The 23,877-nt window shown below is 56.8% G+C and carries 21 protein-coding genes and 1 pseudogene; 4 read left to right on the plus strand and 18 right to left on the minus strand.

Annotated elements, in window-relative coordinates:
- Positions 1 to 129: 129 nt before the first annotated feature.
- Entirely contained in the window at positions 130 to 1,788 is a 1,659-nt protein-coding gene (locus tag F3I21_RS08475; protein WP_031280040.1) for a glucan biosynthesis protein D, read from the plus strand.
- A 28-nt stretch (positions 1,789 to 1,816) separates the two neighbouring features.
- Here the strand turns inward: F3I21_RS08475 and F3I21_RS08480 are convergent, their stop codons facing one another.
- The 14 genes and pseudogenes from F3I21_RS08480 to F3I21_RS08545 all read right to left on the minus strand — a co-directional run bounded on the left by F3I21_RS08480 (position 1,817) and on the right by F3I21_RS08545 (position 17,595).
- Positions 1,817 to 2,269, minus strand: a complete 453-nt coding sequence (locus tag F3I21_RS08480) for a GNAT family N-acetyltransferase (RefSeq protein ID WP_021509225.1) — start codon at positions 2,267 to 2,269, stop codon at positions 1,817 to 1,819.
- 174 nt (positions 2,270 to 2,443) lie between these two features.
- Complete coding sequence (gene nuoN, locus F3I21_RS08485) at positions 2,444 to 3,901, minus strand: NADH-quinone oxidoreductase subunit NuoN (protein WP_150058690.1); 1,458 nt, start codon at positions 3,899 to 3,901, stop codon at positions 2,444 to 2,446.
- A 6-nt stretch (positions 3,902 to 3,907) separates the two neighbouring features.
- Positions 3,908 to 5,428, minus strand: coding sequence for an NADH-quinone oxidoreductase subunit M (gene nuoM / locus F3I21_RS08490; RefSeq protein ID WP_031280038.1), 1,521 nt, complete (start codon positions 5,426 to 5,428; stop codon positions 3,908 to 3,910).
- A gap of 208 nt (positions 5,429 to 5,636) precedes the next feature.
- Positions 5,637 to 7,472, minus strand: a complete 1,836-nt coding sequence (gene nuoL, locus F3I21_RS08495; RefSeq protein WP_150058691.1) for an NADH-quinone oxidoreductase subunit L — start codon at positions 7,470 to 7,472, stop codon at positions 5,637 to 5,639.
- Positions 7,469 to 7,771 (minus strand): NADH-quinone oxidoreductase subunit NuoK, encoded by a 303-nt coding sequence (gene nuoK / locus F3I21_RS08500; protein ID WP_013509877.1) that lies wholly within the window; start codon positions 7,769 to 7,771, stop codon positions 7,469 to 7,471. The genes nuoL and nuoK overlap by 4 nt, the downstream gene beginning before the upstream one ends.
- Positions 7,768 to 8,319 (minus strand): NADH-quinone oxidoreductase subunit J, encoded by a 552-nt coding sequence (gene nuoJ, locus F3I21_RS08505; protein ID WP_021509221.1) that lies wholly within the window; start codon positions 8,317 to 8,319, stop codon positions 7,768 to 7,770. Before nuoJ ends, nuoK begins: the two co-directional genes overlap by 4 nt.
- A 10-nt stretch (positions 8,320 to 8,329) precedes the next feature.
- Entirely contained in the window at positions 8,330 to 8,872 is a 543-nt protein-coding gene (gene nuoI, locus F3I21_RS08510; RefSeq protein WP_021509220.1) for an NADH-quinone oxidoreductase subunit NuoI, read from the minus strand.
- Between the two features lie 11 nt (positions 8,873 to 8,883).
- Entirely contained in the window at positions 8,884 to 9,861 is a 978-nt protein-coding gene (gene nuoH / locus F3I21_RS08515; RefSeq protein ID WP_021509219.1) for an NADH-quinone oxidoreductase subunit NuoH, read from the minus strand.
- The gene (nuoG, locus tag F3I21_RS08520) at positions 9,858 to 12,581 is read right to left on the minus strand and encodes an NADH-quinone oxidoreductase subunit NuoG (RefSeq protein WP_150058692.1); all 2,724 of its coding nucleotides are present in this window, start codon (positions 12,579 to 12,581) and stop codon (positions 9,858 to 9,860) included. The genes nuoH and nuoG overlap by 4 nt, the downstream gene beginning before the upstream one ends.
- A gap of 100 nt (positions 12,582 to 12,681) precedes the next feature.
- A complete protein-coding gene (nuoF, locus tag F3I21_RS08525) occupies positions 12,682 to 14,022 on the minus strand; it encodes an NADH-quinone oxidoreductase subunit NuoF (protein ID WP_031280037.1) in 1,341 nt (446 codons plus the stop codon).
- 2 nt (positions 14,023 to 14,024) lie between these two features.
- Positions 14,025 to 14,568 (minus strand): annotated as a pseudogene (nuoE, locus tag F3I21_RS08530) (NADH-quinone oxidoreductase subunit NuoE).
- Entirely contained in the window at positions 14,543 to 16,342 is a 1,800-nt protein-coding gene (gene nuoC, locus F3I21_RS08535; protein WP_031280036.1) for an NADH-quinone oxidoreductase subunit C/D, read from the minus strand. The pseudogene nuoE and the gene nuoC overlap by 26 nt, the downstream one beginning before the upstream one ends.
- A gap of 116 nt (positions 16,343 to 16,458) precedes the next feature.
- Positions 16,459 to 17,136, minus strand: a complete 678-nt coding sequence (locus F3I21_RS08540; protein ID WP_021509214.1) for an NADH-quinone oxidoreductase subunit B family protein — start codon at positions 17,134 to 17,136, stop codon at positions 16,459 to 16,461.
- A gap of 15 nt (positions 17,137 to 17,151) precedes the next feature.
- A complete protein-coding gene (locus F3I21_RS08545; protein ID WP_021509213.1) occupies positions 17,152 to 17,595 on the minus strand; it encodes an NADH-quinone oxidoreductase subunit A in 444 nt (147 codons plus the stop codon).
- Between the two features lie 477 nt (positions 17,596 to 18,072).
- Here F3I21_RS08545 and F3I21_RS23510 point away from each other — a divergent pair, with 477 nt between their 5' ends.
- Positions 18,073 to 18,207, plus strand: a complete 135-nt coding sequence (locus F3I21_RS23510; RefSeq protein ID WP_021509212.1) for a hypothetical protein — start codon at positions 18,073 to 18,075, stop codon at positions 18,205 to 18,207.
- Positions 18,208 to 18,255: 48 nt separating this feature from the next.
- Here F3I21_RS23510 and lrhA read toward each other — a convergent pair whose 3' ends face one another.
- A complete protein-coding gene (lrhA, locus tag F3I21_RS08550; RefSeq protein ID WP_021509211.1) occupies positions 18,256 to 19,179 on the minus strand; it encodes a transcriptional regulator LrhA in 924 nt (307 codons plus the stop codon).
- 965 nt (positions 19,180 to 20,144) lie between these two features.
- On the opposite strand from lrhA, the gene F3I21_RS08555 reads away from it, so the two are divergent.
- Together F3I21_RS08555 and yfbR are read left to right on the plus strand one after the other, a co-directional pair.
- Positions 20,145 to 21,362 (plus strand): pyridoxal phosphate-dependent aminotransferase, encoded by a 1,218-nt coding sequence (locus F3I21_RS08555; RefSeq protein WP_021509208.1) that lies wholly within the window; start codon positions 20,145 to 20,147, stop codon positions 21,360 to 21,362.
- Between the two features lie 70 nt (positions 21,363 to 21,432).
- Entirely contained in the window at positions 21,433 to 22,032 is a 600-nt protein-coding gene (gene yfbR, locus F3I21_RS08560) for a 5'-deoxynucleotidase (RefSeq protein WP_021509207.1), read from the plus strand.
- Positions 22,033 to 22,057: 25 nt separating this feature from the next.
- Here yfbR and F3I21_RS08565 read toward each other — a convergent pair whose 3' ends face one another.
- The 3 genes from F3I21_RS08565 to yfbV form a co-directional block, all read right to left on the minus strand.
- Positions 22,058 to 22,717, minus strand: coding sequence for a sugar phosphatase (locus F3I21_RS08565; protein WP_058758436.1), 660 nt, complete (start codon positions 22,715 to 22,717; stop codon positions 22,058 to 22,060).
- A 14-nt stretch (positions 22,718 to 22,731) separates the two neighbouring features.
- Positions 22,732 to 23,226 (minus strand): YfbU family protein, encoded by a 495-nt coding sequence (locus F3I21_RS08570; RefSeq protein WP_104093072.1) that lies wholly within the window; start codon positions 23,224 to 23,226, stop codon positions 22,732 to 22,734.
- 150 nt (positions 23,227 to 23,376) lie between these two features.
- Positions 23,377 to 23,829, minus strand: coding sequence for a terminus macrodomain insulation protein YfbV (gene yfbV / locus F3I21_RS08575; RefSeq protein WP_021509204.1), 453 nt, complete (start codon positions 23,827 to 23,829; stop codon positions 23,377 to 23,379).
- Positions 23,830 to 23,877: the final 48 nt, after the last annotated feature.

A 23,877-nucleotide genomic window follows, 5' to 3' on the forward strand; every position in this document is an offset into this window, starting at 1 on the left:
ATTAATCTGATAAATTTTCAGCGGACTGAATTTTTTATTTTCGCCACTGTCGTAACCCCCTGTAGCCTGACGCTAAATGTCTTGCGACAGCCTCAATACACCCGAGCAGCTAAGGAAAAGATTTCCGGCATGAATCGTAGAAAATTTATGAAAGCGTCCATGGCCCTCTCTGCCGTTAGCGGCATGACCGGGCTCTCCTCGCTGTTTGCGCAGTCCGCCTGGGCCGATGATGGCATCGCCGACGGAACCGCCGTGCGCTTCGATTTCGATGTGCTGAAAAAGAAAGCCGCGGCGCTGGCCAAACAGCCCTGGGGCGGCGCGCCCGGCCCCCTGCCCGCGACCCTGGCCAATCTGACACCGCAGGCGTATAACGAAATTCAGTACGACGCTAACCACTCACTGTGGAACAACATCGCCGACCGCGAGCTGGATGTGCAGTTCTTCCACGTTGGCATGGGCTTTAAGCGCCGCATTCGCATGTTCTCCGTGGACGCCGCCAGCCGCGAGGCGCGGGAAATCCACTTCCGTCCGGAACTGTTTAATTATCACAACGCCAACGTCGATACCCAGCAGCTGGTGGGTAAAACCGACCTCGGCTTTGCCGGTTTCCGCGCCTTTAAAAAGCCGGAGCTGGCGCGACGCGACATCGTTTCTTTCCTCGGTGCCAGCTACTTCCGCGCGGTAGATGAAACCTACCAATATGGCCTGTCAGCCCGTGGCGTCGCGGTTAACACCTTCAGCAATGGCCAGGAAGAGTTTCCCGACTTCACCGCCTTCTGGTTCGAGACGCCAAAAGCTGAAGACACCACCTTTGTGGTGTATGCACTGCTGGACGGGGCCAGCGTCACCGGTGCCTACAAGTTCACCATCCACTGCGAAGAAAAACGCGTGGTGATGGAGGTGGAAAACCACCTGTTTGCGCGCAACGAGATTCGTCAGCTCGGTATTGCGCCAATGACCAGCATGTTCAGCTGCGGCACCAACGAACGCCGCATGTGCAATACCTATCATCCGCAGATTCATGACTCCGATCGCCTGGCAATGTGGAGCGGCAGCGGCGAGTGGATTGCCCGTCCGCTGAATAACCCGCAGCGCCTGCAGTTTAATGCCTATCAGGATGAAAACCCGCGCGGCTTCGGTCTGCTGCAGCTGAATCATGATTTCAAAGATTATCAGGACGTGATTGGCTGGTATGACAAACGACCCAGCCTGTGGGTGGAGCCGATCGGTAAATGGGGTAAAGGCGCCATCAACCTGATGGAGATCCCGACGACCGGGGAAACGCTGGATAACATCGTCTGCTTCTGGCAGCCGGCCGAGCCGGTCAAGGCTGGCAGCGAGTTTAATTTCCAGTACAAACTCTACTGGAGCCAGCTGCCGCCGGTACGCAGCGGTCTGGCCCGCGTTGATGCCACGCGCACCGGTATTGGTGGCTTCCCGGAAGGCTGGGCACCGGGCGAACACTTCCCGGACCAGTGGTGCCGCCGCTTTGCTATCGATTTCATTGGCGGCGACCTGCAGGCGGCCGCGCCGAAAGGCATCGAACCGGTAATCACCGTGTCGTCCGGCACCTTCAAACAGGTGGAGATTCTCTACGTCGAACCGCTGAAAGGTTACCGTATCCTGTTTGACTGGTATCCGAACAGCGACTCAACCAAACCGGTGGATATGCGCCTGTTCCTGCGCACCAAAGATGAGACGCTGAGCGAAACCTGGCTGTATCAGTACTTCCCGCCACCGCCCGATCAGCGCAAGTACACCGACGACCGGCAGATGACGCCGGGCTAACCTGCACGGCGAGGCCAACACCTCGCCGTTAGTTTTTCTGCATGCCGACGTGCGGAATATTATCTTCCAGATAAACGTCCGTGACCGCCCGGAAGCCCAGGCGACCATAAAAGCCTTCCAGATGCGCCTGCGCGGACAGATACACCGCCCGCTGCGGCCAGTGCTGTTCGCAGCTGTTCAGCGCCTGCTCCATCAGCCGATAGCCCAGTTTCAGGCCGCGCGCCTCTTCCGACACAATCACCCGACCAATGGTCACCGGCGATGAAGCCAGCGCGGGCGTCAGCAGACGCGCATAGGCCAGCAGTTTGCCATCAAGAAAGCCCAGCAGATGGCGATTATCAGCCGTCAAATCCTGGCCATCTATATCCTGATACGGACAGGCCTGTTCGACGATAAACACCTGATTGCGCAGCGCCAGCACGGTATACAGCTGCTGCGCGGTCAGTTCACTGTGGTGGCAATCAAGCCATTGCATATCCATCGTGCTTCCTTGTCTGAGCGAAAAAAGTGATCTTCACAGCCTATCACAGCGCATGCGCTAAACGCAGTGGGCAGCACGTAACAGGGGCGGACACGCGGAGCAATGTGATCAAACTCTCAAATTGCAGGCAAAAAAATCAGGCCCGCAGGCCTGATTGTGAAGATGACGCGCTGTTTACATCAGCGGCTGGGCCAGCTGCACCAGCGTGATGAGCGGCTGCGGATAAACACCGAGCAGCAACACGAGGATGGCGGAGATCAGCACCACCACACCACCTGCGGTGAACGCCCAGTTGGCCGGGGTATCGCGGGTGTGCAGTTCCGGCGGGCTGAGGTACAGGCTCACCGTAACGCGCAGGTAGTAATACAGACCAATGGCGCTACCGGCGACAACCGCCGCGGTCAGCCACCACAAATGCGCGTTAACACCGGACGCGATGACGTAAAACTTACCGATAAAGCCCAGCGTCATCGGGATACCGGCCAGCGACAGCATCATCACCGTCATCACGGCGGAGAGAATCGGACGATGCCAGAACAGACCGCGATAAGAGTAAAGCGTATCCGCATCCGGACCACGGTACGGGCTCGACATCAGGCTGACTACACCGAAGGCGCCCAGGCTGCTGAACAGGTAACCGGCCAGATAGACACCGGCGGTTTCCAGCGACAGCTGATGGGTTTTCACCGCAATCAGCGCCACCAGCAGATAGCCAAGATGCGCGATAGATGAATAGCCGAGCAGACGCTTGATGTTGCTCTGCGAAATCGCCATCAGGTTACCGAACAGGATCGAGACGAAGGCAATCACACCCAGCACGGTGCGCACCGCTTCACTGTCGGTTACCGGTGCGTACATGAACAGACGCATGATGACCGCAAAGATAGCGATTTTGCTGGCGGTGGCGAGGAAGGTCGAGACCGGAGCCGGCGCGCCCTGATAAACGTCTGGCGTCCACAGATGGAACGGCACCAGCGACAGTTTGAAGCCAAGACCGATGATCATCATGCCCAGCCCGACCAGCAGCAGCGGCTGCTGAATCATGCTGTCATTCAGGCTCTTGCCGAGCTGCACAAAGCTCAGGCTGCCGGAATCGGCGTAGACCAGCGCAATACCGAAGATCAGGAATGAGGAAGCCGCAGCCGACAGAATCATGTACTTCAGCGCCGCTTCCAGCGAGCGCTTCTGACGGAAGGCGTAGCCGATGAGACCAAACAGCGGCAGCGACAGCAGTTCGATACCGATGAACAGCGCCGCCAGATGATTGGCGCTGGCCAGCACAATCCCGCCCAGCGCCGCGATCAGCACCAGCAGATAGAACTCATCTTTGTTGTCCGGAAAACCGGCCAGCCACGGATAAGCAAAGGTGCAGGTTGCCAGACTCGCCAGCATCACCAGCGCGGTATAGAACATCGAATAGCCATCCACGCGCAGCAGCGGCGTGACATCCATGGCGCCCACGTGGCCCACAAACCACAGCGACAGCAGCGCGAGGTTAAGACCGATGACCGTCAGCGTGGCATTAACAAAGTAGTTGCGTCGCCACGCAATGGACAGCATCACAACCACCACCGTCAATCCGACGATTAACAGCGGTAGCAACGCGATCAATTGTTGAGGAGTTATTGTCATGGCGAATTACGGCCTTGTAGTTGAAATTGAAGCGGTAAACCACTGCTGAATATTGCTCATCGCAGCATGGGACGTGTCGAGGATTGGCTGCGGGTAAACGCCCAGCAGCACCAGCAGCACGACCAGTACACCGATGGTCAGGAATTCGCGCGGCGACATTCCAGCCAGCGGCTCTTTTGATTTGGCTTCGCCGTAGTAAGCGCGCTGCATCATGATCAGCGAGTACACCGAGGCAAATACCAGGCCGAAGGTGGCAATCACGATAATCAACGGCACCACCTGATAGCTGCCGGTCAGAATCATGAACTCACCCACAAAGTTACCGGTGCCCGGCATACCGAGGTTAGCCACGGCAAAGAACAGCGACAGGCCCGGAATCCACTTGATGCGCGACCACAGGCCGCCCATCTGGCGCATGTCACGGGTATGCAGACGTTCATACAGCTGACCGCACAGGATGAACAGCGCCGCGGCCGACAGGCCGTGCGCAATCATCTGCACCACCGCGCCCTGGAACGCCAGCTGGCTGCCGGTGTAGATGGCAATCAGCACAAAGCCCATGTGCGAAATCGAGGTGTAAGCGATCAGGCGTTTGATATCGGTCTGCGAGAACGCCATCCACGCGCCGTAGAAGATACCGATGATGCCGAGCCACATGGCGATCGGTGCGAACTCCGCCGAGGCATTCGGGAACAGCGGCAGGCTAAAACGCAGCAGGCCGTAAGCCGCAGTTTTCAGCAGGATACCGGCAAGGTCAACCGAACCAGCGGTCGGTGCCTGGCTGTGGGCATCCGGCAGCCAGCCGTGCAGCGGCACCACCGGCATTTTCACCGCAAAGGCGATGAAGAAGCCGAGCATCAGCAGATACTCAACGGTGTGTGACATTGGCGTTTTCAGCAGCTCTTCATAGCTGAACGTCCAGACGCCAGTGGCGTTGTAGTGCACAAACACCAGCGCCAGAATGGCAATCAGCATCACCAGACCTGACGCCTGGGTATAGATGAAGAATTTGGTTGCCGCGCTGATACGGGTTTTCCCGTCAGACGCTTTGTGACCCCAGAGCGCGATGAGGAAGTACATCGGCACCAGCATCATTTCCCAGAAGAAGAAGAACAGGAACATGTCGATGGCGAGGAACACGCCGATCACGCCGCCGAGAATCCACATCAGATTGAGATGGAAGAAGCCCTGATACTTTTCGATTTCATTCCACGAGCAGAGAACCGCCATCAGACCCAGCAGGCCGGTCAGCACCACCATCAGCAGCGACAGGCCATCCAGCGCCAGATGGAAATTAATGCCAAAGCGTGGGATCCACGACACCAGGAAAGTCGACTGCCACTGCGGCAGGCCCGCAGCCTGCGTCAGCGAATAGCCGCCCTGCAGCCAAAGCTGCAGGCCCAGCGCCAGCGTCAGCCCCATGGTGATCAGGGCAATCCAGCGCGGCACCTTCGCGCCAAGGCGCTCAGCCAGCCAGCAAAGCAAGCCCCCAACAAAGGGTATAATTATTAGCCAAGGTAATAACACGGCGTACATTCCCTATTTTCGTCTTCGTTCAGGCTATCGGACGCGCCTGTTTCGCCTCGCCCACGCGGGCAACGTTCACGTATTACTACGCGCCGGTTGCTGCGCTGGCGAACACCAAACTGACTGCGTTGATCTCACCCGTGCATCAGACAATTTTGAACATTCTTACGTGGGGCGCTAAACCATCGCGCGCCCCGCTCATCAATCGTTAAATCACCAGCATCAGCGCCAGCACCACCACGGCACCGACGCTCATCGACGCGATATACCAGCGCAGATAGCCGTTCTCACTTACCACCAGACCTTTATTACCGATGCGCGACAGCAGCGCCGGCAGGTTCATCAGGGAGTTGAGCGGATCGCGCTGCAGCAGCCAGGCAATGCCAAGGTACGGTTTAACAAATACCTTGTCGTACAGCCAGTCGAAGCCCCAGGCCGCAAACCACCAGGTGCCGAAGAAACGGCCCGGCGCGCTGTTGGCGATGCGGGTGACCAGCTGACGTTTGCCCAGCCACAGCGCGGCGGCAATCAGGATACCGATAATCGCCACGGCACCCGAGGTGATTTCCAGCGCCACTTTGCCGGTTTCACCAAACTCGTTCTGTGGCAGCACGCCCGCCAGCGGAGGCGTAATCAGCGCGCCAACGAAAGTCGAGAGCACCAGCAGCACAATCAGCGGCAGGTGATGCGTAATGCCTTTACCGGCATGCGCATGAATTTTCTCTTCGCCGTGGAACACGATGAAGATCATGCGGAAGGTGTAGATTGAGGTAAGGAATGCACCCACCAGACCGGCGACCATCAGATTGATGTGACCGTTAGCCAACGCACCGAACAGAATCTCGTCCTTACTGTAGAAGCCGGCGGTAATCAGCGGCAGCGCGGCCAGCGCGGCACCGCCCACCAGGAAGCAGACATACACCAGCGGGATGCTCTTACGCAGACCGCCCATTTTGAAAATGTTCTGCTCGTGATGACAGGCCAGAATCACGGAACCGGAGGAGAGGAACAGCAGCGCCTTGAAGAACGCATGGGTCATCAGGTGGAAAATCGCGGCGTCCCACGCCTGTACGCCCAGCGCCAGGAACATGTAGCCGATCTGACTCATGGTGGAGTATGCCAGCACGCGTTTGATGTCGGTCTGCACCAGCGCGGCGAAGCCCGCCAGCACCAGCGTAATCGCACCAACAATACCCACCAGATGCAGCACTTCCGGCGTCAGCAGGAACAGACCGTGGGTGCGGGCAATCAGATAGACGCCTGCGGTTACCATGGTGGCAGCGTGGATCAGCGCGGAGACCGGCGTCGGACCGGCCATCGCATCGGCCAGCCACGTCTGCAGCGGCAGCTGTGCCGATTTACCCACGGCACCGCCCAGCAGCATCAGCGTCGCCCACTGCAGCATGTGGTTGTCCGCCGCGAAGTGCGCCGGGGCCAGCTCCATCAGCTCACGGAAGTTCAGCGTACCCAGCTCGTTGTAGAGAATGAACAACGCAAAGGCGAGGAACACGTCACCGACACGGGTGATGATGAAGGCTTTCATCGCCGCTTTGCCGTTTTCCGGATTGCTGTAGTAGAAGCCAATCAGCAGGTAGGAACACAGCCCTACCCCTTCCCAGCCCAGGTACATCAGCATCAGGTTATCGGCCAGCACCAGCACCACCATGCTCGCGATGAACAGGTTGGTGTAAGCGAAGAAGCGTGAATAGCCCTCTTCACCGCGCATGTACCACGAAGCGAACATGTGGATGAAGAAGCCGACGCCGGTAACCACCGACAGCATGGTCAGCGACAGACCGTCCAGCACCAGGTTCACTTTGATGTCAAAGTTACCCACGTGCATCCAGGTCCACAGCGCCTGGGTAAATGGCTGCTGGCCCTGACTGAAGAAGTCCACACCCACAAATACGGTGGTCAGCGCCGCAAGGCCCACTGACCCCATCCCCACCGCAGCCGACAGGTTCTCCGACCAGCGACCACGGGAAAACGCCAATAGCAGGAAGCCAATCAGCGGAAATAATACGGTTAAATAGAGAAGATTCATCCGCGCATCTCGCTCACTGTGTCAATGTTCAGCGTCTGACGACGACGATAGAGCTGGAGCAGCAGCGCCAGACCAATACTGGCTTCCGCCGCCGCGAGGCTGATTGCCAGGATGTACATCACCTGGCCGTCGGCTTGTCCCCAGTAGCTGCCTGCCACCACCAGCGCCAGCGCCGCGGCGTTGATCATGATCTCCAGACCGATCAGCATAAACAGCAGGTTGCGGCGCAGTACCAGCGAGGTCAGGCCGAGAACAAATAGCACAGCAGCCAGAATCAGGCCGTGTTGTAACGGGATCATGCGTGCTCCTCCTTATTGGCCGCCGCGTCTGACACGCGGTTGCTCAGCACTTCGCCCTGACGATCTTCACGTCCGATATGGAACGCCACCACCAGACCGGCCAGCAGCAGCATTGACGCCAGCTCAACCGCCAGAACATACGGGCCAAACAGACTGATGCCCACCGCTTTGGCATCGATGACGGTGCCATCAATACCCTGGTCGGTCGCGGTCAGGATGGCGTAGATCATCACCACCAGCAGCAGCAGCGAGACAATGCCCGGACCGATCCACAGCGACGGCTTCAGCCATTCGCGCTCCTGATCCTGCTGGGTTTTACCCAGGTTGAGCATCATCACCACGAACACAAACAGCACCATGATGGCACCGGCATAGACGATGATCTCCAGCGCACCGGCAAAATAGGCACCCATGGAGAAGAACACGCCGGCAATCGACAGCAGCGAAACAATCAGGTACAGCAGCGCATGTACCGGATTGGTGTGGGTGATGACGCGCAATGTCGTCAGCACCGCCACCAGTCCGCAAAGATAAAACGCAAATTCCATACCTGGCTCCTTAAGGTAATAAGCCTTTAACGTCGATCGGTTTGGCTTCGTTTTCCGCGTCGCCTTTGTCTTTACCGTCGATCGCCATACCTGCCATGCGGTAGAAGTTGTACTCCGGATATTTACCCGGACCGGAAATCAGCAGGTCTTCCTTCTCATATACCAGATCCTGACGCTTGAACTCACCGAGTTCGAAGTCCGGCGTCAGCTGAATCGCGGTGGTCGGGCACGCTTCTTCACATAAACCACAGAAGATGCAGCGCGAGAAGTTGATGCGGAAAAATTCCGGATACCAGCGGCCATCCTGCATCTCCGCTTTCTGCAGCGAAATACAGCCGACCGGGCAGGCAACGGCGCACAGGTTACAGGCCACGCAGCGCTCTTCGCCGTCCGGATCGCGCGTCAGCACGATACGGCCACGGTAGCGCGGCGGCAGATAAACCGGCTCTTCCGGATACATCTGGGTTTCGCGTTTGGCGAAGGCATGCATGCCAATCATCCAGATACTGCGCACTGTCGTGCCGAAGCCAACGACAATATCTTTTAAAGTCATCTCAAAACCCCTTACTGCGCGTTGTACAGAATCACTGCGGCAGTGGCCAGCAGGTTCAATAACGTCAACGGCAGACATACTTTCCAGCCGAACGACAGCACCTGGTCATAGCGTGGACGCGGCAGCGCAGCACGAATCAGGATAAACATCACCATAAAGAACGCCGTTTTCAGGGCGAACCAGATGAACGGCGGCAGGAACGGACCGTGCCAGCCACCGAAGAACAGGGTGACGATCAGCGCCGAAACGGTAGTAATGGCCACGTACTCACCGACAAAGAACAGGCCGAACTTCATCCCGGCATATTCGATGTGGTAACCGTCGGCCAGCTCCTGTTCCGCTTCCGGCTGGTCAAACGGATGACGGTGGCACACCGCGACGCCGGCAATACAGAAGGTCACGAAGCCAAAGAACTGCGGGATGATATTCCACAGGTGCGTCTGGCTCTCAACGATGGCGTTCAGGTTAAAGGAACCCGCCTGCGCCACCACGCCCATCAGCGACAGGCCGAGGAACACTTCATAGCTCAGGGTCTGCGCGGAGGCACGCATTGCACCGAGCAGCGAGTATTTGTTGTTACTCGACCAGCCCGCGAACAGTACGGCGTATACCGCCAGACCCGCCATCATCAGGAAGAACAGCAGACCGATGTTCAGGTCGGTGACCATCCAGCTCGGCGAAACCGGCACAATCGCAAACGCCAGCAGCAGCGAAACGAAGGCGATGACCGGTGCCAGGGTAAAGATAAAGCGATCGGTAAACGGCGGAACCCAGTCCTCTTTAAAGAACATTTTGATCATGTCCGCCGCCAGCTGCAGCGAGCCGCCCCAGCCTACACGGTTCGGTCCATAACGGTTCTGCCACAGGCCGAGCAGACGACGCTCGGCAAAGCTCATGAAGGCACCACAGGCCACCACCACCAGCAGGATGACAATGGCTTTCACCACCTGCAGGATGATGTCAATAACGTCCGGTGTCAGCCAGCTCATTGCGCTGCCTCCTGCAGTTTGTCAATTTGCGCACCCGCGAGGAACGGCGGTACACCCGGCATGCCGAGCGGCAGACCCACCTGCCCCGCCTGCAGTGCCGCAGAGAAGCGCACCGGCAGACGCAGCGTTTCACCGGCGCAAACCAGTTCCACGGACGCACCGTTGTTAACGCCCAGCTTCTCAGCATCTGCCGGGTTGATCACCAGCGCGGCCGGTGCCATGCGTTTCTGGAAGGTTGGCGAGCGCTGAGTCATCTCTTCACTACCAAACAGCTGATAGTAAGGTGCCACGCGATACTGGCTGCCGCCCACGAAGCGTGCCGGAACCTGGCTGAACCAGTCCAGTGCACTTTCGCTGGCTTCAAACAGCCGCACGCCCGGATCGCCATGACGCAGTTTGCCGCCCACTTCCGCCTGGAACTTGTTCCACGCCTGCGGTGAGTTCCAGCCTGGTGCCCAGGCAAAAGGAATCTGCGAACGCGGTGCCGACGGCTGGTTGTTACCTTCCATGGAGAAGGCAAACATGGTGTCTTTATCCTGCGGCTGACGCGGTTCGTGCACGCTGATGTTGGCGCGCGCGGCGGTACGGCCACTGGCACGATGCGGTGAACGCGCCAGTTTCTGACCACGGATGCGGAAGCTGGCGTCCGGCGCCGCGTCCTTAATCCCTTTCAGCTGCGGCAGCGCCACAATCGCGGCATCAATCACGTGATCGAGCTGCGTCCAGTCAATCTGGCGGCTCTCGACGGCGCTGTGCAGCGAATGCAGCCAGCGCCAGCTCTCCAGCATCACCACGCTATCGTCGTAGTAGGCCGGATCGTAAACCTGGAAGAAGCGCTGGGCACGACCTTCATGGTTGATGGAGGTGCCGTCGCTCTCAGCAAAGCTGGCGGTGGAGAGCACCAGACCGGCTTTCTCCAGCGTGGCCGTGCGTTGATGATCAACCACAATCACGTGCGCGGTGTTATGCAGTGCTGCATCGACGGTGGCTTTCGGCGCGTGACGGTAGAGATCGTTCTCCAGCACCACCAGCGCTTCCGCTTCGCCTTTATCCAGCTGCTCCAGCGCGCTGTCCAGCGACTGGCCGCCCATCAGGCCGAGACCAAAGCTGTTGGCCGCGCCGGCGAGGAAGGTGATACCCACGTCAGCACCGCGCGCTTTCAGCGCTTTAGCTACGTTGGCTGCCGCTTCAATCATTGCCGTGCTGCCCGAGTGGGTACCGGAAATGATCAGCGGTTTTTTCGCGCCGGCCAGCGCCTGTACCACCACGTCCAGCTTGCCATTCAGGCTACTGTCAAAGTCGCTAACCGCCGGTGCGCTGTCATCCAGCGCGTGCGCGATGGCGAAGCCCAGGCGTGCCTGATCTTCCACCGGTGCGCGATAGCTCCACGCGGCAATATCATCGAGACGGGTTTCATCAACGTTAGTGACAAACAGCGGATGTTTGGCGTGCTGACCAATGTTGAGGATGGCGGCGATCTGCCAGTCCGCAACTTTCTGAGCGGCGGCCATTTCGCGAGCTTTGCCTTTAACGGCCTGACGCACCGACAGCGCCACGCGGGCACCGACCTGAGTCAGGTCTTCACCCAGCACCAGCACGGCGTCATAGCTTTCAATTTCACGCAGCGATGGCGTATAGATACCGCCCTGCTGCAGCACTTTCAGCATCAGCTCAACCCGCGCCTGCTCAGCTGCCGGCATGCCGGTTGAGAAGTTTTCTGCGCCCACCAGTTCGCGCAGCGCGAAGTTGCTTTCAATACTGGCGCGAGGTGAACCGATACCGATCACCTTCTTCGCCTGACGCAGGATATCCGCAGCGGCATTAACCGCCTGCTCTGCGTTCAGCGTGATACGGTCGCTGCCGCGCATCTGTTCCGGATGACGCGGACGATCTTTACGGTTCACGTAGCCATAGCCGAAACGGCCACGGTCGCACAGGAAGTAGTGGTTTACCGAGCCGTTGTAGCGGTTTTCGATACGACGCAGCTCGCCATAGCGTTCGCCCGGGCTGGTGTTACAACCCACGCTGCACTGCTGGCAGATGCTGGGCGCAAACTGCATATCCCACTTACGGTTATAGCGTTCAGAGTGGGTTTTATCGGTGAACACGCCGGTCGGGCAGATTTCTACCAGGTTACCGGAGAATTCGCTCTCCAGCGTGCCATCTTCCGGACGGCCAAAGTAGACGTTGTCATGCGCGCCGTACACGCCAAGATCTTTGCCATCGGCGTAATCTTTGTAGTAGCGCACGCAGCGGTAACAGGCGATACAGCGGTTCATCTCATGCGAGATAAACGGCCCGAGATCCTGATTCTGATGGGTACGCTTGGTAAAACGGTAGCGACGGAAGCTGTGTCCCGTCATTACCGTCATATCCTGCAGGTGACAGTTACCGCCCTCTTCGCACACCGGACAGTCGTGCGGGTGGTTGGTCATCAGCCACTCCACCACGCTTTCACGAAACTCTTTCGCTTCGCCATCGTCGATGGAGATAAAGGTGCCGTCAGACGCAGGCGTCATGCAGGACATGACGAGGCGACCACGGGTATCTTCGGCATTCTGGAATTGCTTTACCGCGCACTGGCGGCAGGCTCCCACGCTTCCCAGCGCCGGATGCCAGCAAAAATAAGGAATATCAAGGCCCAGAGACAGACACGCCTGCAGCAGGTTGTCCGCTCCGTTCACATCATATTCTTTACCGTCTACATGGATTGTAGCCATAGTGAACATGCTTCCGTAAGGCTCGTCCGCAGACGAGCGTTAAACATCTAATTCCTGCCCCGCAGCCTCAGGCCCGGGCGATTCCGTGTACGGCGGCGGCTTACCAGCGCGCTTTCAGCAGGTTAGGCTGAATCCCGCCAATGGCGCGGGTATTGCCAAACACCTGCGGCGCAATGCCAGCTTCAAACTCGTCACGGAAATATTTAATCGCGCTCTGCAGTGGCTCAACGGCACCCGGTGCGTGGGCGCAGAACGTCTTGCCCGGACCGAGCTGGCGGCACAGCTGCAGCAGGGTTTCGATATCCCCCGGCTGGCCTTTTTTCTGCTCCAGCGCACGCAGGATCTTCACGCTCCACGGCAGACCATCACGGCACGGCGTACACCAGCCGCACGACTCGCGCGCAAAGAACTCTTCGAGGTTGCGTACCAGCGACACCATATTGATTTCGTGGTCGACCGCCATCGCCAGCGCGGTACCCAGACGGCTGCCGGCTTTGCCGATGCTGGCAAATTCCATCGGCAGGTCGAGGTGCTGCTCGGTCAGGAAGTCAGTACCGGCTCCGCCCGGCTGCCAGGCTTTGAACTTCAGGCCATCGCGCATTCCGCCGGCATAATCCTCGAGGATTTCACGCGCGGTGGTACCAAACGGCAGCTCCCACACGCCCGGATTTTTCACCCGGCCGGAGAAGCCCATCATCTTGGTGCCAGTGTCTTCGCTGCTGGAGATGTTTTTGTACCACTCCACGCCATTCAGGAAGATCGCCGGCACGTTGGACAGTGTCTCAACGTTGTTAACGCAGGTCGGTTTGCCCCAGACACCGGCACTGGCCGGGAACGGCGGCTTGGAACGCGGGTTAGCGCGGCGCCCTTCCAGCGAGTTGATCAGCGCGGTCTCTTCGCCGCAGATATAGCGGCCCGCACCGGTGTGAACAAACAGTTCGAAATCGAAGCCGGTACCAAGAATGTTTTTGCCGAGATAGCCCGCGGCAGTAGCTTCGGCGATGGCTCGACGCAGGTTTTCCGCGGCTTCGATGTATTCACCGCGCAGGAAGATGTAGCCACGGTAGGCTTTCAGCGCAAACGCACTGATCAGCATGCCTTCCACCAGCTGGTGCGGCAACTGCTCCATCAGCAGGCGGTCTTTATAAGTGCCTGGTTCCATCTCATCAGCGTTACACAGCAGGTAACGGATGTTCATGGATTCATCTTTGGGCATCAGGCTCCACTTCAGACCGGTGCTGAAGCCCGCACCGCCGCGCCCTTTCAGACCGGAGTCCTTCACCGCGGCGACGATCTCGTCCTGGCTCATGCCCTTCAGCGCTTTATCGGCACCAACGTAGCCGTTTTTACTGCGGTATTCATCGAACCATACCGGCTGTTTGTCGTCACGCAGACGCCAGGTCAGCGGATGGGTTTCCGCAGTACGAATGATCTGTTTAATGGTCATTGATACTGCTCCAGCAGGTTGGCGATGCCTTCCGGCGTCAGGTGAACGTGAGTATCTTCATCCACCATCATGGTCGGGCCTTTGTCACAGTTGCCGAGGCAGCAGGTTGGCAGCAGCGTAAAGCGTCCATCCGGCGTGGTTTGTCCTGGCTTAATGTTCAGGTTTTGCTCCAGCGCCGCCTGAATGCCCTGGTAACCGGTGATGTGGCAAACCACGCTGTCGCAGTAGCGGATCACATGGCGGCCAACCGGCGTACGGTATATCTGGCTGTAAAACGTCGCCACACCTTCTACGTCGCTGGCCGGAATGCCCAGTACCTCAGCAATCGCGTGGATGGCACCGTCCGGCACCCAGCCGCGCTGCTTCTGCACGATCTTCAGCGCTTCAATCGACGCCGCGCGCGCATCTTCATAGTGATGTTTTTCATGCTCAATAGCGTGGTGCTCGGCCTCGCTCAGCACAAAGACCTCAGTCGGGTCGATGGTTTGAATGGCAATTTTTTGATCGTGCATAATTAGCGGTCCACGTCTGACATAACAAAATCGATACTACCGAGGTACACGATCAGGTCGGATACCAGGCTGCCGCGGATCACCGAAGGGATCTGCTGCAGATGCGGGAAGCTCGGCGTACGCACGCGGGTGCGATAGCTCATGGTGCTGCCATCGCTGGTCAGGTAGTAGCTGTTGATCCCTTTCGTCGCTTCAATCATCTGGAACGATTCGTTGGCCGGCATTACCGGGCCCCACGAAACCTGCAGGAAGTGCGTGATCAGGGTTTCAATGTGCTGCAGCGTGCGCTCTTTCGGTGGCGGCGTGGTCAGCGGGTGATCGGCCTTGAACGGACCTTCCGGCATGTTCTTCAGGCACTGCTCAAGGATACGCAGCGACTGCCACATCTCTTCCATCTTCAGCTGCACGCGGGTGTAAGCGTCGCTGATGCCGGCGCCGACCGGCACCTCGAAGTCGAAGTTTTCATAGCCGGAGTAGGGACGCCATTTACGCACGTCGAAGTCCAGACCGGTGGCGCGCAGACCGGCACCGGTGGTGCCCCATGCCAGCGCTTCGTCCATGTTATAAGCGGCCACACCCTGCGAACGGCCCATCAGCACGGTGTTGCGCAGCGCAGCTTTGTCGTACTCTTTCAGACGCTTCGGCATCCAGTCGAGGAATTCGCGCAGCAGACGTTCCCAGCCTTTCGGCAGATCGTGCGCCACACCGCCGATGCGGAACCACGCCGGGTGCATACGGAAACCGGTGATCGCTTCCACCACGTCATAAATTTTCTGACGGTCGGTAAAGGCAAAGAACACCGGCGTCATGGCACCGACGTCCTGAATAAAGGTGGAGATGTACAGCAGGTGGCTGTTGATACGGAACAGCTCTGACAGCATCACGCGAATCACATTCACACGATCCGGCACGGTGATGCCCGCCAGCTTTTCCACCGCCAGCACGTACGGCATTTCGTTTACGCAGCCGCCGAGGTACTCGATACGGTCGGTATACGGAATATAGCTGTGCCACGACTGACGCTCGCCCATCTTCTCCGCGCCGCGGTGGTGATAACCCACGTCCGGCACGCAGTCGACGATCTCTTCGCCATCCAGCTGCAGAATGATGCGGAACGCACCGTGCGCTGAAGGGTGGTTCGGACCGAGGTTGAGGAACATGAAGTCCTCATTGGTGGTGCCACGCTTCATGCCCCAGTCTTCCGGCTTGAAGGTCAGTGACTCCATCTCCAGATCTTCTTTCTGCTTAGTCAGCGTGAAAGGATCGAACTCGGTGGCGCGCGCCGGGTAGTCTTTACGCAGCGGGTGCCCTTCCCAGGTCTGCGGCATCATGATGCGCGTCAGGTGCGGGTGGCCGTTGAAGGTGATACCAAACATCTCCCAGGTTTCGCGCTCGTACCAGTTGGCGTTGGCGAAAATTTTGGTGATGGTGGGCACATTCAGATCGTTTTCAGACAGCGCCACCTTGAGCATGATGTCGCGGTTGCGTTCAATCGACAGCAGGTGATAGAAAACGGAAAAATCCGCGGCGGGCAGACCGGCGCGGTGGGTACGTAAACGCTCATCGAAACCGTGCAGGTCATAGAGCATGACGTACGGCTTCGGCAGCTTACGCAGGAATTCAATGATTTCCAGTAGCTGTTCACGCTTCACCCAGACGACCGGAATGCCGGTGCGGGTGGCCTGAACGGTAAAGGCATCCGGCCCAAAACGGTTACGCAGCTCGCCGATCACCGGATCATCCAGGTGATCCCGGGTTTGCCATGCAGGCTGAGCGAGATCTTGCGTGGTTAAATCTGTCATACGTTACTCACCATTCCGGCCTGTAATCAGGCACTCAAAAGAAGGCGTCAGGATGGCGGCACACACTACGTTGTCATTATCTGCTGCGGCCGTGGCTCCATCCGTGTACGGGGTGCTTAAACTTCGTCTGGGGTTCTCAGGTTGGTGACGGCAATACGCTCACCGCGCTTTCTTTCACGCTCAGACTGCATATTGGCGCGATACACGCCCTGATCGCCAACCACCCACGAGAGTGGACGACGTTCTTTGCCGATGGACTCACGCAGCAGCAGCAGCGCCTGCATGTAAGCTTCCGGACGTGGCGGACAACCCGGGATATACACATCAACCGGCAGGAATTTATCCACACCCTGCACTACCGAATAGATGTCATACATGCCGCCGGAATTGGCGCAGGCCCCCATCGAAATCACCCATTTTGGTTCCAGCATCTGGTCATACAAACGCTGAATCACCGGCGCCATTTTGGTAAACGGCGTACCGGCGATCACCATAAAGTCAGCCTGACGTGGCGAGGCGCGCATTACTTCCGCACCGAAACGCGCCACATCATGTACTGCGGTGAATGACGTGGTCATTTCCACGTAGCAACAGGAAAGGCCGAAGTTATACGGCCAGAGAGAGTTTTTACGACCCCAGTTCACCATGTCATGCAGGGCGTGCTCGAGCTTGCCCATATAGACGCTGCGATGAACGTGCTGCTCCAGAGGATCGGTAACAATCTCCTGTTTCTGCAGGGGATAACGGTCGTTATCGCCCCCGTTCGGGTCTACGCGTGTCAGCGTGTAGTCCATCTTATTGCCTCGCTTTTACTGCTTATGAGGGTTGGTGTGACTGTGGCTGACCGGGCTCGATTTGACGACTACGCGACGACGCGCAGGCGCCCAATCCAGCGCACCGATGCGCACCAGATAAACCAGGCCTGCCAGAAGCACCAAAATGAAAATTGCGGCTTCGACAAAGCCGACCCAGCCGCTTTCGCGAATGGAGGTCGACCATGCGTATAGATAGAGGGCTTCGACGTCGAAAATGACGAAAAACATCGCAACCAGATAGAATTTTGCCGAGAGGCGGATATGGGTATCACCGACGGATTCGATACCGGATTCAAACGGCGTGTCTTTGTGGCGCGCGCGTGCACGTCCACCTAACAACCAGCCTCCGGTTAACATAAAGGCACACAGGCCAAACGCGATAACAATGAAAACAATAAACGCCCAGTGATGAGCGATGACTTCTGTGGTTGTTGACATACTCTTTGCTTACTCATCAAAAGTGGCGATGGCATCCTGCACTGTCGCAGCAAACACACCACATCGATTCAAGGGAAGGATAAAAAACCTTATAAACTTTGCTGTCTTTATCAATTAAGCAGCAATTTTATGGGGTTTTTTACTCCTTTCTATAACCTTTTGTCAACTTTGACAAAAGTATCCAAACATTAATTTACACCCGCATCATATTATTAACATATGCACCCCTGAGCGCCAGCTAAATCGCTTCAGTTTGTACGGTTAATTTCAGTGTAGCGGGTATTCACATGCATGGATCGTGCGTTTAACAATCATAGTTTGACAGGTCTTGCGCGGATTTCCCCCCCCTTATCGGGGGTATTTTTTTGATCCAGAACACATATTGACGTTTGTTGCTGGAAAAACCGGCAGGCGGTCTGGCGACAGGCGGAGATAAAGTTGGCACGAAATGATAAATAAATTCCGCGCAGGATGAAAATGAAACACATTTCACTTTTCAGGAAGTTAGTGAAATTATCAGGTGCAAATCGTGCTAAAAAAGCGGAAATAACCGCCATAAAAAAAGCCTTAGCTGATTTTCATCAGGCTAAGGCTCTTTTCTCTAACTTTTAACAATTATCTGGCATGCCGGTTGTGACGGATTACCAGTAACGGTCAACCTTACTCTTCATCATCCAGCAGCAGCGTACCGTCCGGATTCGCGCTCAGATTGTAAGGATCGTTAGTGGACTGCATCGCGTTGAAGATGGCCAGTGCCAGCTCATTATCGCTGTCCGGATTACGGCACAGCAAATATTGCGTATCCGGCAGCACCGGCAGGCCTTCTGCCGCCCCCATCACGCGCAGCTCCGGGCTCATCATTTCAACCGGACGCGCGGTGACACCCAGCCCCGCTTTTACCGCCGCACGTACCGCCGCCAGCGTGGAAGCCACGTAGGAGATACGCCACGGGATACCCGCTTCGTTGAGATGATCGATCGCCATGTCACGGTACGGGCTTGGCTCGTCCAGCAGCACCAGCGGAATGGCTTCACCGCGCTGGAAAATATAGTCTGCCGCGCAGTACCACAGCGTTGGCGAGGTGCGCAGCACCTGGTAGGTGAAGTTACCCGGACTGGAGGTGGTCACCACCAAATCCACTTCGCCCTGGTTCAGCATCTCCATCATAAACGGATTACGCTTCACGCGGACGTCGATTGCCAGTTTCGGATACACTGACGTTACGCGGTTAAGCAGAAACGGCAGGATGGTATCAGAGGTATCGTCAGACGCGCCAATCGTCAGCACGCCCTGGATATTGCTGTACATTAAAGAAGTGCAGGCTTCATCGTTGAAACGCAGGATCTTCCTGGCGTAGCCAAGCAGCTGAATGCCATGCTCAGTCAGCAGTTTGTTACGTCCATGTCTGGCAAACAGCTCTTTACCTACCAATTGTTCCAGACGTTGCATCTGCTGGCTTACGGCTGATTGCGTTCTGCATACTGCTGCAGCGGCGGCTGCAAAGGTATTCAGGTCAGCAACGGCGACAAAAGTACGCAGCAGATCGAGGTCGAGATTCAGTATCGGACGATTTGCATTAGTCATGTTATTTCTTCACTTATAAGATTTTTTGAAACTACTACCCTGGTGTATTACCATACTTATCAAAGAGATAAGTGGTAATGGTGCTTAATGATCGCCCTGTGTGAAGGCGCTCATGAAAAAATCGAGTCAGGCGGATGCCGACGAACACATCACCGCAAAACGGGCAATGGCGTCGTAAAAGTCAGAACAACTTCCTGGGCCAGGGACGTCAGTAGAACGTTGCTGGAAGCTGTGTAGTTGCCTGGTTTCCCGCCAAACTGTCCTGCGGGGCAAAAAGGAATAACATCTTGTTATGCTGATGCGAAGCGATAAAGTGCATCAAATAATAAATTATACTTAATCATTTTTACGCTATAAATGGAAATGTTTTTGTTCAAAACATCGTAATTTTTGACCAAAAGCCATTTCCGGCACATCCTGCCACAACGCTGCTGATTTTTTAACCCGCCTGGTTCTTAAACTGAATGATAAGCGTTAAAGTGACAGCGTAAATGCTATTTAAGCCGCTGCCACGCGGTTTTATCCCCGGCTGACGGGGCCTGGTTTCAACCGCCTGGCAAAGCAAATAACCGTCGTCATCGCCTCATGCCAGATAGTGCTTAATCATTGCTGCACATTTTTTCGGCATCTAACAAGATTCCTTTAACTATTTCATCAAGTCGCTAACCATTCCTCAGACCGCAGTTAAATGAAAAATTGCTGAATGGCGCGGCGCGCGGCTGGATATCCCGTTTTACAGGCGACCCGATCAGCGCAAGCATTTAATGTTGATTCCTGCCATTTTAATAGATAATTAAACCAGTTTTAATAGTTAAAAATGCGTTTCGCGCCACTGAATCCGGCAAAGCCTGGCTATCGCGCCAAAACCCAGCGCTGCCCTTCTTTTGTTACGGTGAGAGGAGTAAATTGAGCAGGTTTGATTTTAGTGGCAGGTTAAAAGGACTCTGCCCATTAAGGCGGTAACGATGAATTTTCAAATTGATAAATCCGGCAAGCTGGAAAATGTCTGTTACGACATTCGTGGCCCGGTACTGAAAGAAGCTAAACGTCTCGAAGAAGAAGGCAACAAAGTTCTCAAACTCAACATCGGCAACCCTGCCCCGTTTGGTTTTGAAGCCCCTGATGAAATCCTGGTAGACGTGATTCGTAACCTGCCGAGCGCGCAAGGCTATTGCGACTCGAAAGGTCTCTATTCAGCACGTAAAGCCATCATGCAGCACTACCAGGCGCGCGACATGCGCGACGTTACGGTAGAAGATATCTATATTGGCAACGGTGTGTCTGAACTGATCGTGCAGGCGATGCAGGCGCTGCTGAACAGCGGCGATGAGATGCTGGTGCCCGCGCCAGATTATCCGCTGTGGACGGCGGCGGTTTCGCTGTCGAGCGGCAAAGCGGTGCACTATCTGTGCGACGAATCCGCGGGCTGGTTCCCGGATCTGGATGATATCCGCAGCAAAATCACGCCGCGTACCCGCGGGATCGTGATCATCAACCCCAACAACCCGACCGGTGCGGTGTACAGCAAAGAGCTGCTGCTGGAGATCGTGGAGATCGCCCGCCAGCATAACCTGATCATCTTCGCCGACGAGATCTACGACAAGATTCTGTATGACGAAGCCCAGCATCATTCGATTGCCGCGCTGGCACCGGATCTGCTGACCGTGACCTTCAACGGGCTGTCCAAAACCTACCGCGTGGCGGGTTTCCGCCAGGGCTGGATGGTACTGAACGGACCGAAGAAGCACGCTAAAGGCTATATCGAAGGTCTGGAGATGCTGGCCTCGATGCGTCTGTGCGCTAACGTGCCAGCGCAGCATGCCATACAGACTGCGCTGGGCGGCTATCAGAGCATCAGCGAGTTTATCGCGCCGGGTGGACGGCTGTTCGAGCAGCGCCAGCGCGCCTGGGAACTGATTAACGATATTCCCGGCGTCAGCTGCGTGAAGCCGCAGGGCGCGCTCTATATGTTCCCGCGCATCGATGCGAAGAAATTCAACATCATGGACGACCAGAAAATGGTGCTGGATTTCCTGCTGCAGGAAAAAGTGCTGCTGGTGCAGGGCACCGCCTTTAACTGGCCGTGGCCGGATCACGTGCGCATCGTTACCCTGCCGCGCGTGGACGACCTCGAGATGGCGATCAACAAGTTTGGTCGCTTCCTGCAAGGCTATCGCCAGTAATCTGTGACGCGTATACTGTTTGACTTTCGGGGAGCCGCACAAGCTCCCCGCCGTGCAACAGGAACCGTCCATGACCCGTAGCCACTTTTTCGCCCACCTCTCCCGCCTGAAACTCATCAACCGCTGGCCGCTGATGCGCAATGTGCGCACGGAAAATGTCTCCGAGCACAGTCTGCAGGTCGCCATGGTGGCGCACGCGCTGGCCATCATCAAAAACAAAAAATTTAACGGCAATCTGAATGCCGATCGCATCGCCATGCTGGCGCTGTATCACGATGCCAGCGAAGTGCTGACCGGCGATTTGCCCACGCCGGTAAAGTATTACAACGCGCAGATTGCCCATGAATACAAGAAGATCGAAAAGATTGCGCAGCACAAGCTGATTGAGATGCTGCCGCCTGAGTTGCAGGACGCGTATCGTCCGCTGCTGGATGAGCACCTGCATAGCGAGAGCGAGCAGGCGGTGGTAAAACAGGCTGATGCGCTGTGCGCCTACCTCAAGTGCCTTGAAGAATTGTCGGCCGGCAACAACGAGTTTCTGCTGGCCAAAGCCCGTCTGGAGAAGACGCTGGCGCAGCGGCGATCGCCGGAGATGGATTACTTCGTTGAAGTCTTCATCCCCAGCTTCAGCCTGTCGCTGGATGAAATTTCCCAGGATACGCCGCTGTAACCTGCGCCGCTCAGCGTGGGCTGTTTCAGGCGCGGAGCGTCACGCTGAAATAACCGTCCGGCTGTTTACTGATGTGCAGCGGCTGCAGATTTTCCACCTGCAGCGCCACTTCACTCAGGCGTGGCGCATCGGCTGGTGGATTGACCGCCACCACCGCGCTGCCTGCTTCCAGCCCGGCGATAATGCCCGCCGGTGCATCTTCCACCACCACGCATTCTGGCGCAGAAAGCCCGAGCCGCTCAGCACCAAGCAAATAAGGTTCAGGATTGGGCTTACCGAATTTAATGTTCTCGGCGGTAATAAACACTTCCGGCAGCGGTAAACCGGCAGCTTTGTGACGGGCATGCGCCACCGGGATCGATCCCGAGGTCACAATCGCCCAGGGAATGTCGAGTGCGTTCAGGGTGGCCAGCAACGCGTGTGCACCGGCAATCGCCTGCACGCCTGCCGTGTCTTCTGCTTCCAGCTGCTCCAGCCAGCGAAATTCAGCCTGGATCGCTGCTTCAGACTGGCCCGCCATAAAGTGGCGCAGCGAATTGATCGCCGGTTTGCCGTGAATGTAGTCCAGCACCTGCTGCGCGGCCAGGCCGTGGCGCGCGCCCCAGCGTGACCAGGCGCGATTCACGGCCGGCAGTGAATCCACCAGCGTCCCGTCTAAATCAAACAGAAAACCCCTGTACTTCACACGTTGCTCCTTATTCAGGCATTGAGGATTTGCGCGATCTCATTCTCGCTGAGGTGATACTGACGCGGACAAGTGTGCCACACCGCCAGCATGCGTTGGTATTTTTCCCACATAGGAGTTTGCGCATTGAAGCCGTGGGTGCCGGAATCGAAATGGGTATAGCGCCCTTCCACGTTAACCATAAAGCGTACGTAGCCGAGGTAACGCGCTTCGGTGGCCGCGTCGAAGCCGAGAAACGCCAGGCGTCGCTCTTCAATGTTGCACGGCGCTTTGTGATTGGACCAGGAAACATGCAGCGCATGATGCATTTCCATAATGTCGATCAGCGTACGGCAGGTCGCCTCGCTCAGTTCGCCGAACTCTTTGTCCAGCTCGCGCAATTGCAGTCCATAGCCGCGTTCAATAATGGTCTGACAGCGGCGATAGCGCTCGGCGTTATCCGGCTCAAGCATCGCCATCATCTGGTATTGATTAGAAAGAATCAGTCGCTGTGCATGGGTCATTTCCATGGTTTACTCCCGGGCCGCAGGGCCGCTTAAGATTTAAACAATGCAGAAATGATTACACAACGAAAGCGATGCGTGTATGTCCGCATCACTATTCTTTGATTTGAACCGGGATTGGGCGCAAATTCTCTGGCAGAGAAAAGCGCCATTTGATCAAAGATCGTCGAGGAAAGTACGGTCGAGCTGCTTAAAAGCACGCTTGAGCACATCCGCCAGCGCCTGGTAAGTCGGCTTGCCGTCAACGGGGGCGATAGCCTGTCCGGCCTCTTCCAGTTTGGCGCGCACTTCGTGGAACCAGTGCAGCAGCGTTGGCGGCAGCGGCGTGACGGAACGTTTACCCAGCCACCATAATCCCTGCATCGGCAGGCTACAGGCAAACAGCGCGGTGGCAATGGCCGGACCGAGCTGCCCGCCGAGCGCGATTTGCCACGTCAGCGTAAAAATGGCCAGCGGTGGCATAAAGCGAATCGCAAAGCGGGTTGCCGTCACCACACGGTTCTCAGGAAACACCGGCGCCAGACGTTTGTCGGCGGGCCAGGTTTTCATGTAGTGCTGGCCGCGCTGAAATAAGCCGAACCAGCCTGGATTGCCTGCGTCATTCGCCATGGTAGACCTCAACTATTACTGCAAAATTTAAAAAAATTTTATAACTAC

Origin of the sequence: Pantoea sp. B_9 (genome assembly GCF_008632015.1) — a bacterium.
Lineage (GTDB): Bacteria > Pseudomonadota > Gammaproteobacteria > Enterobacterales > Enterobacteriaceae > Pantoea > Pantoea dispersa.

Excerpts from the sequence above, each read along its gene's own strand:
- yfbR (WP_021509207.1), top strand. The coding sequence starts at position 21,433 with ATGACCCGTAGCCACTTTTTCGCCCACCTCTCCCGCCTGAAACTCATC.
- lrhA (WP_021509211.1), bottom strand. The coding sequence starts at position 19,179 with ATGACTAATGCAAATCGTCCGATACTGAATCTCGACCTCGATCTGCTG.
- nuoL (WP_150058691.1), bottom strand. The coding sequence starts at position 7,472 with ATGAATCTTCTCTATTTAACCGTATTATTTCCGCTGATTGGCTTCCTG.
- nuoI (WP_021509220.1), bottom strand. The coding sequence starts at position 8,872 with ATGACTTTAAAAGATATTGTCGTTGGCTTCGGCACGACAGTGCGCAGT.
- nuoH (WP_021509219.1), bottom strand. The coding sequence starts at position 9,861 with ATGAGCTGGCTGACACCGGACGTTATTGACATCATCCTGCAGGTGGTG.
- F3I21_RS08570 (WP_104093072.1), bottom strand. The coding sequence starts at position 23,226 with ATGGAAATGACCCATGCACAGCGACTGATTCTTTCTAATCAATACCAG.
- F3I21_RS23510 (WP_021509212.1), top strand. The coding sequence starts at position 18,073 with ATGAAACACATTTCACTTTTCAGGAAGTTAGTGAAATTATCAGGTGCA.
- F3I21_RS08540 (WP_021509214.1), bottom strand. The coding sequence starts at position 17,136 with ATGGACTACACGCTGACACGCGTAGACCCGAACGGGGGCGATAACGAC.
- nuoJ (WP_021509221.1), bottom strand. The coding sequence starts at position 8,319 with ATGGAATTTGCGTTTTATCTTTGCGGACTGGTGGCGGTGCTGACGACA.
- F3I21_RS08545 (WP_021509213.1), bottom strand. The coding sequence starts at position 17,595 with ATGTCAACAACCACAGAAGTCATCGCTCATCACTGGGCGTTTATTGTT.
- F3I21_RS08555 (WP_021509208.1), top strand. The coding sequence starts at position 20,145 with ATGAATTTTCAAATTGATAAATCCGGCAAGCTGGAAAATGTCTGTTAC.
- F3I21_RS08475 (WP_031280040.1), top strand. The coding sequence starts at position 130 with ATGAATCGTAGAAAATTTATGAAAGCGTCCATGGCCCTCTCTGCCGTT.
- nuoK (WP_013509877.1), bottom strand. The coding sequence starts at position 7,771 with ATGATCCCGTTACAACACGGCCTGATTCTGGCTGCTGTGCTATTTGTT.
- yfbV (WP_021509204.1), bottom strand. The coding sequence starts at position 23,829 with ATGGCGAATGACGCAGGCAATCCAGGCTGGTTCGGCTTATTTCAGCGC.
- nuoC (WP_031280036.1), bottom strand. The coding sequence starts at position 16,342 with ATGACAGATTTAACCACGCAAGATCTCGCTCAGCCTGCATGGCAAACC.
- F3I21_RS08480 (WP_021509225.1), bottom strand. The coding sequence starts at position 2,269 with ATGGATATGCAATGGCTTGATTGCCACCACAGTGAACTGACCGCGCAG.
- nuoN (WP_150058690.1), bottom strand. The coding sequence starts at position 3,901 with ATGACAATAACTCCTCAACAATTGATCGCGTTGCTACCGCTGTTAATC.
- nuoG (WP_150058692.1), bottom strand. The coding sequence starts at position 12,581 with ATGGCTACAATCCATGTAGACGGTAAAGAATATGATGTGAACGGAGCG.